The organism is Aeromonas sp. HMWF015, assembly GCF_963878965.1.
In the GTDB taxonomy this organism is placed as follows: Bacteria; Pseudomonadota; Gammaproteobacteria; order Enterobacterales; family Aeromonadaceae; genus Aeromonas; species Aeromonas veronii.
In genome coordinates, this window is record NZ_CAWNZT010000286.1 from 1 (window position 1) to 5,462 (window position 5,462).

Genomic DNA, 5,462 nt, shown 5'->3' on the forward strand with positions numbered 1-5,462 from the left:
TTCATAACCGGGCTTTTGTATTTTTAGCGCCTTAAACCACCAATATCTGGCTTTTCTCTGCCAAGTAAGAGTGCCAGATAGCCGGTTATTTCCACCATTTTCTGACTATATCAGAGCCTTATCAGTTTCATTCACGGCCATTTGAATGACTCTACAGGTGGTCAAATCAGGCTTGTGTTGCTTGCTGAGTACAGGGCAGTTCCATATTGACCACCCCCTCTTCCATCTGGACATCGATCTTGAAGCCAAGCCGTTTGGCGAGGTTGACCATGCCGCGATTGCTGGGCATGGTCATGCCGGATAGCTGGCCAATCCCCTGCTCTTTGGCGTAGCGGATGATCTTCTCCATCATCAATTTGCCGAGACCCACCCCTTTCAAGTCCGATCGCACCAGAATGGCAAACTCGGCATCGCTCAGATCCGGGGTCGAAATGGCGCGTACCACGCCGAGGATCTGATCCTGCAGCTCGCCATCTTGCCCCACAGCAACGAAGGCCATCTCCCGGTCGTAATCGATCTGGGTCATGCGGGACAGCTCTTCATGGCCCAGTTCGCCCACATCGGCGAAGAAGCGTTTGTACCTGTCTTCATCGGAGACCTGCAGAACGAACTGCTTGTGAGCCGGTTCATCTTCCGGCCGGATCGGGCGCAGCAGGATATGGCGCTGATCTTTAAGCCAGGCACCCTCCTCCAGTTCGGTAGGATAGGGGCGGATAGCCAGTCGGTTGCTGGCCGGGAGGGCGGGGTCAGCCAGCGTGAGGCTGGCATCCAGCACCACCATTTCGGCACCACACGCTTGTAGCGGGTGTAGATCCAGCTCCTGAATCTCCGGAAAGGCGAGCAATAGTTCGGAGAGCTGACAGAGCACTTGGCCCAAGGCATCGATATCCAGTCGTTCCGGTGTGGCCTGCTCACGGATCTTGCGACTCTTGAGGGCTCCGATGATCTGGTAACGGGCCAGCGCTTGATTGAGCGGTGGCAAGGCAGCCACCATCTCCTGCGGTTCTGCGCCTGATTCCCCCAGCAGAATGACGGGGCCAAAGATGGCGTCTTGCTGGATGCGTACCCGCAGCTCGAGGCCGCCGCTGCGGCGAGCCATCCGCTGCACCAGCAAGCCTTCGATACGGGCGCCCGGATCATGCTGTTTGACCCTGTCCAGAATGGCATCTGCAGCTTGTGCCACTTCGGCCGAGGTGCGCAGATTGAGTACCACTCCGTGTACGGCAGACTTGTGCAGGATATCGGGCGAGCGCAGTTTTACCGCCACCGGGTAGCCGATCTGCTCGGCGGTGAGGGTCGCCTCGATGGCGTCGGTGACGATCCAGGTTGGCAGGGTCGAGAGACCTGCGGCTTGCAAAATGGGGTGAACGAGATGTGTATCCAGTCTCAGTTGCTTGCGCTCCTGCGCTTGGCGGATCAGCTGCTGGCACAGATCGACATTGAGCTGGTTGCCATGCAGGGATGCCGGGGTTTCCATCAACTGCTTCTGGTTGCGGCGGTATTCCACCATGTGCATGAAGGCGGCCATGGCGCTTTCCGGCGTGCGGTAGGTCGGGAAGCCCGCCTCGGTAAAGAGTTTTCGCCCCTCCTGTGCCGAGTATTCGCCCGCCCAGTTGGTGAGGATATTGAAACGGCGCGCTCTGGGATGCTGCTTCAGATGGGCGATAAGATGGCTGGCCAGCGGCGCGCTCGGTGCCGTGAGCGAGGGGGCGTGGATGATCAGGATGGCGTCGATGCCATCTTCCTGCAACACGCTGTCCAGCGCCTCCTGATAGGTGGTGATGGTGGCATCGCTGCCGATATCGAGCGGCGGACGAGCCAGCTTGCCGCCTCGCTCCAGCAGTACATCCACTGCCATATTAGCCAGCCCGCGACCGTTGGAGATGATGGCAAGCCGCTCCCCCTTGAGGGTCATGGAGTGGCTGAGGGTTTCCACCGCGGCAAACAGTTCGTGGGTATCGCGTACCCGCAGCATGCCGGCACGGCGGATGGCCGCATCGTAGACATTGTCGAGACCGTGGGCCGGTTCGTGGCGCCCGCTTTTCAGCACCAGGATCGGCTTGTTGCGTGAGGCTGCCCGCGCAGCCGAGAGAAAGTGGCGGGCGTCGTGCAGCTTGTCCATGTAGATCAAGATGGCGCGGGTGACGCTGTCGCGGGAGAGCTGATCCAGCAGCTGGCCGAAGTCGATGTCGCAGTGATCACCAAGGGAGATGAAGGCGGAGAAGCCTAGCTCATGCTGCTTGGCCCAATCCAGAATGGTGGTGCTGACGGCGGCAGATTGCGAGAGAAAGGCAACCTGCCCCGGCTTGGCAGCAATGGGTGAAAAGCTGGCGTTAATCCCCTGGCCGGGCAGCAGCATCCCCATGCTGTTGGGGCCGAGCAGGCGAATGCCGTATTGCTGGCAGACCCGTTTCAGCTCCAGCCGCTCCTCGGGGGAAAAGTCGGCGGCCAGTATGATGGCTGCCCCCGCGCCCTTCTGGCCTAGCGCTTCCAGCAATGGCAGGACCCGCTCCCGCTTGGTGCAGATGATGGCGAGATCCGGGGTTAGCGGCAGGCTGGCGATATCGGGATAGGCCAGCACGCCGGCGATGGACTTGTTGCGCGGGGTGACGGGGAGGATGGGGCCTTTGAACTGGCCTGCCAGCAGGTGGCGCACGATCACATGACCCGCCTTGAGCGGGTCGGTCGAGGCGCCGATCACGGCGATTGAGTGGGGTTTGAACAGCCGATCCAGACCGCTTGCTTTCATGGGCACTCCCGACAAAAGGGGGAAGATACCAGTCTAATACGCCTTTGCTGCGGGTTCTGTGACCGGATCCTGATCACCGTTTGTTGAGGGCATTGGCACGCAGATAAAAGCGCAGTTCGCCCTGCACCCGGCGAATGGCTCCCAGGTGGCGTTCCTGCAGATAGATATCCTGCTCCCGATCGAGCGCCGTGCTGGGTACGCCCATGCTTTGCAGATACTCGTCAAACAGGGTTGAACCCTTGATCTCTACCAGATGCTGTTTCATGGCTCTCCTCCCTGCGCCTTGGCGTTTGTTGATGAACGCCCAGTCTGCGATGACCTGCCGGGTTTGCCTATTGTCACTTCTGACACGAGATTTGACACGAGAGCGCTCACACATCTTTCAGAGAGGGCGCCGTTGAGGCGCTGGCTGGCGTTATAGTATGGCGAGGAGCACGAGGCACGGATGGTGCGCAGGATGATCAGAGTCTGGTGGTGGTGCATGGCACTGTGGACGGTTGGCGTATCGGCAACCGAGCAGCCTATCCGCGCCTGGAATCTGCTGCTGGATCACCCCAATCCGGCAGTGGTGCAGTTGTTGCGGCTCTCTCTCGATCTGACGGTGCCCGAATATGGCCCCTACCAGCTGGTCTCCAGTCCGCCGATGGAACAGGGGCGGACGGTGAAAGAGTTGCAGAGCGGCGAGCTGGTTCAGGTCGGAGTGTTTGCCCCCGATGAGGAGCGGGAAAGGGATCTGCTGGCGGTGCATATTCCATTGGCCAAGGGGTTGCTCGGCTGGCGGGTTTGTCTGATTCGGCAGGGGGATGAGGGGCGCTTTGCCGCCATTCACTCGTTGGCCGACTGGCGCCGCTCCGGGCTCATCATCGGCCAGCACAGATCCTGGCCTGACACCCAGCTGCTGAGGGCCAACGGCCTCAATGTGATGGCTGGCAATCTCTATGAAGCTCTGTTCAACATGCTGCGCAAGCAGCGTTTCGACTGCTTTTTGCGATCCGTGATCGAGGTCGAGGATGAGCTCAGGCAACATCCGGATCTCGCTATCGAGCCTCGTCTGGTGTTTCGCTATCCGCTGGCACTGCTCTTCTTTGTCTCGCCAAAATATCCGGAGCTGGCGCAGCGCATCGAGCTCGGTCTGCAGCGGGCGCGGCAAACTGGGGATTTTGACCGGATCTTCGAGGAGGGGTTTGGCAGCACCATCCGCCGTTTGCAGCTCGATCAGCGGCAGCGCCTCGAGCTGAACAACCCTGATCTGCCGTTGTCGAGTCGCAAGATGATGGCCGACCCGACGCTCATCTACCAGCCCGTCTCAGCGCAGTGAGTTCTGGCTTTGCGCCGTATCCCAGAAGGCGCGGATCAGCGGCTCTTCCAGTCGCTTCTTGAGCACCCCGATCCCCACATCAAATGGCTTGAAGGCGGGCTTGAGGTCGATGATCCGCACCTTGTCGCCGAGCGGGCTGTGGTCGATCACCGCCGCCGGCACCAGCCCCACGCCACAGCCGAGCGCCACCATGGCGACGATCCCCTCGTTACCCGCCACTTCGGCATAGATGTTTGGCGCTATCCCCTTGTTGCGAAACCACTGATCGCTGCGTTTGCGGGCCAGCCCCTGCTCGGAGAGGATGACTGGAAGCTGCTCCCAATCAGGTTCTCCCTGACGGAACCACTGGTTCAGTTGCGGCGCGTTGCGTGGCGCGATAAAGACCAGCGGCACCAGCTGCAGGCTGGCGAACTCCAGCTTGGCGGGCAGGGCGTCGGGGCGGGCTGCGATGGCGAGATCGGCCTCGTCGGCCAGGATCTTGTCCACCGCCAGCGCCGGGTCACCGGTCTCCAGCTTGATCTCCAGCTGGGGGTAGCGGCGGCGAAAACGCTCCAGTACCTCGGGCAGCAGAAAGTAGCTGGCAGTGACCGAGCAGAAGACCCGCAGTCGCCCCTGCAGCGGTTCATCGCTGCGTTTGAGCTCCTGCTTGAGCTGACGCCACTCCTGCAACAGGCCGCCGCCAAACTCCCGCAGCTTCTCGCCCGCCGGGGTGAGCCGTACCGAGCGGTTATCCCGCTCGAACAGGATGCAGCCGGTCTCCTGCTCCAGCCGCTGGATGGCGCGACTCAGGGTGGAGGGGCTGACCGCCATGGCATCGGCGCTCTTGCCGAAGTGGAGGGAGTCGGCGAGGTGGAGAAACAGCTCGAGATTACGAAGGTCCATCTTTCAGCTCCTGGCGCGGCATGTGTGCCCGATATCCAGCGGTTGGCGGCTTGTTTCTGCCATCTCGCGGTACATTCAGCAGGCAATTATGAAGGGTTAACGTTTCAATTATTGCAACGTACTGTTTCGAATATATCAGTTCAGGCAATAAGTGTCCCGCGCTATAGTGGTTCAGACAACGCCGCTATCCGGCATGGAATCAATCGAACGGAGCAATCACCATGGCTAACTATTTCAACACCTTGAACCTGCGTCAGCAGTTGGCCCAGCTGGGCAAGTGTCGTTTCATGCAGCGCGAAGAGTTCGCGGACGGCTGCAACGTGCTGAAGGGCAAGAAGGTGGTGATTGTGGGCTGTGGTGCCCAGGGTCTGAACCAGGGTCTGAACATGCGCGACTCCGGGCTGGATATCTCCTACGCCCTGCGCAAGGCCGCCATCACCGAGAAGCGCGCCTCCTGGCAGAAAGCCACCGACAATGGCTTCGCGGTCGGCACCTATGAAGAGCTGATCCCGA

4 protein-coding genes and 1 pseudogene are annotated in these 5,462 nt (G+C 60.5%); 2 read left to right on the plus strand and 3 right to left on the minus strand.

Annotated elements, in window-relative coordinates; translation table 11 throughout:
• Positions 1–166: 166 nt before the first annotated feature.
• The gene (locus AACS18_RS14855; protein WP_108612574.1) at positions 167–2,749 is read right to left on the minus strand and encodes a bifunctional acetate--CoA ligase family protein/GNAT family N-acetyltransferase; all 2,583 of its coding nucleotides are present in this window, start codon (positions 2,747–2,749) and stop codon (positions 167–169) included.
• A gap of 73 nt (positions 2,750–2,822) precedes the next feature.
• Complete coding sequence (locus AACS18_RS14860; protein WP_005339486.1) at positions 2,823–3,014, minus strand: hypothetical protein; 192 nt, start codon at positions 3,012–3,014, stop codon at positions 2,823–2,825.
• Between the two features lie 192 nt (positions 3,015–3,206).
• Here AACS18_RS14860 and AACS18_RS14865 point away from each other — a divergent pair, with 192 nt between their 5' ends.
• Complete coding sequence (locus tag AACS18_RS14865) at positions 3,207–4,067, plus strand: hypothetical protein (RefSeq protein ID WP_108612575.1); 861 nt, start codon at positions 3,207–3,209, stop codon at positions 4,065–4,067.
• Here the strand turns inward: AACS18_RS14865 and ilvY are convergent.
• On the minus strand, positions 4,056–4,949 hold the full coding sequence (gene ilvY / locus AACS18_RS14870) for an HTH-type transcriptional activator IlvY (RefSeq protein ID WP_033113590.1): 894 nt from the start codon (positions 4,947–4,949) through the stop codon (positions 4,056–4,058). The two genes, AACS18_RS14865 and ilvY, sit on opposite strands and share 12 nt — an antisense overlap.
• Before the next feature lie 221 nt (positions 4,950–5,170).
• Between ilvY and AACS18_RS14875 the strand changes: the two are divergent.
• Positions 5,171–5,462, plus strand: a pseudogene (locus AACS18_RS14875) (ketol-acid reductoisomerase); the annotation flags it as partial.

Excerpts from the sequence above, each read along its gene's own strand:
- AACS18_RS14855 (WP_108612574.1), bottom strand. The coding sequence starts at position 2,749 with ATGAAAGCAAGCGGTCTGGATCGGCTGTTCAAACCCCACTCAATCGCC.
- AACS18_RS14860 (WP_005339486.1), bottom strand. The coding sequence starts at position 3,014 with ATGAAACAGCATCTGGTAGAGATCAAGGGTTCAACCCTGTTTGACGAG.
- AACS18_RS14865 (WP_108612575.1), top strand. The coding sequence starts at position 3,207 with ATGATCAGAGTCTGGTGGTGGTGCATGGCACTGTGGACGGTTGGCGTA.
- ilvY (WP_033113590.1), bottom strand. The coding sequence starts at position 4,949 with ATGGACCTTCGTAATCTCGAGCTGTTTCTCCACCTCGCCGACTCCCTC.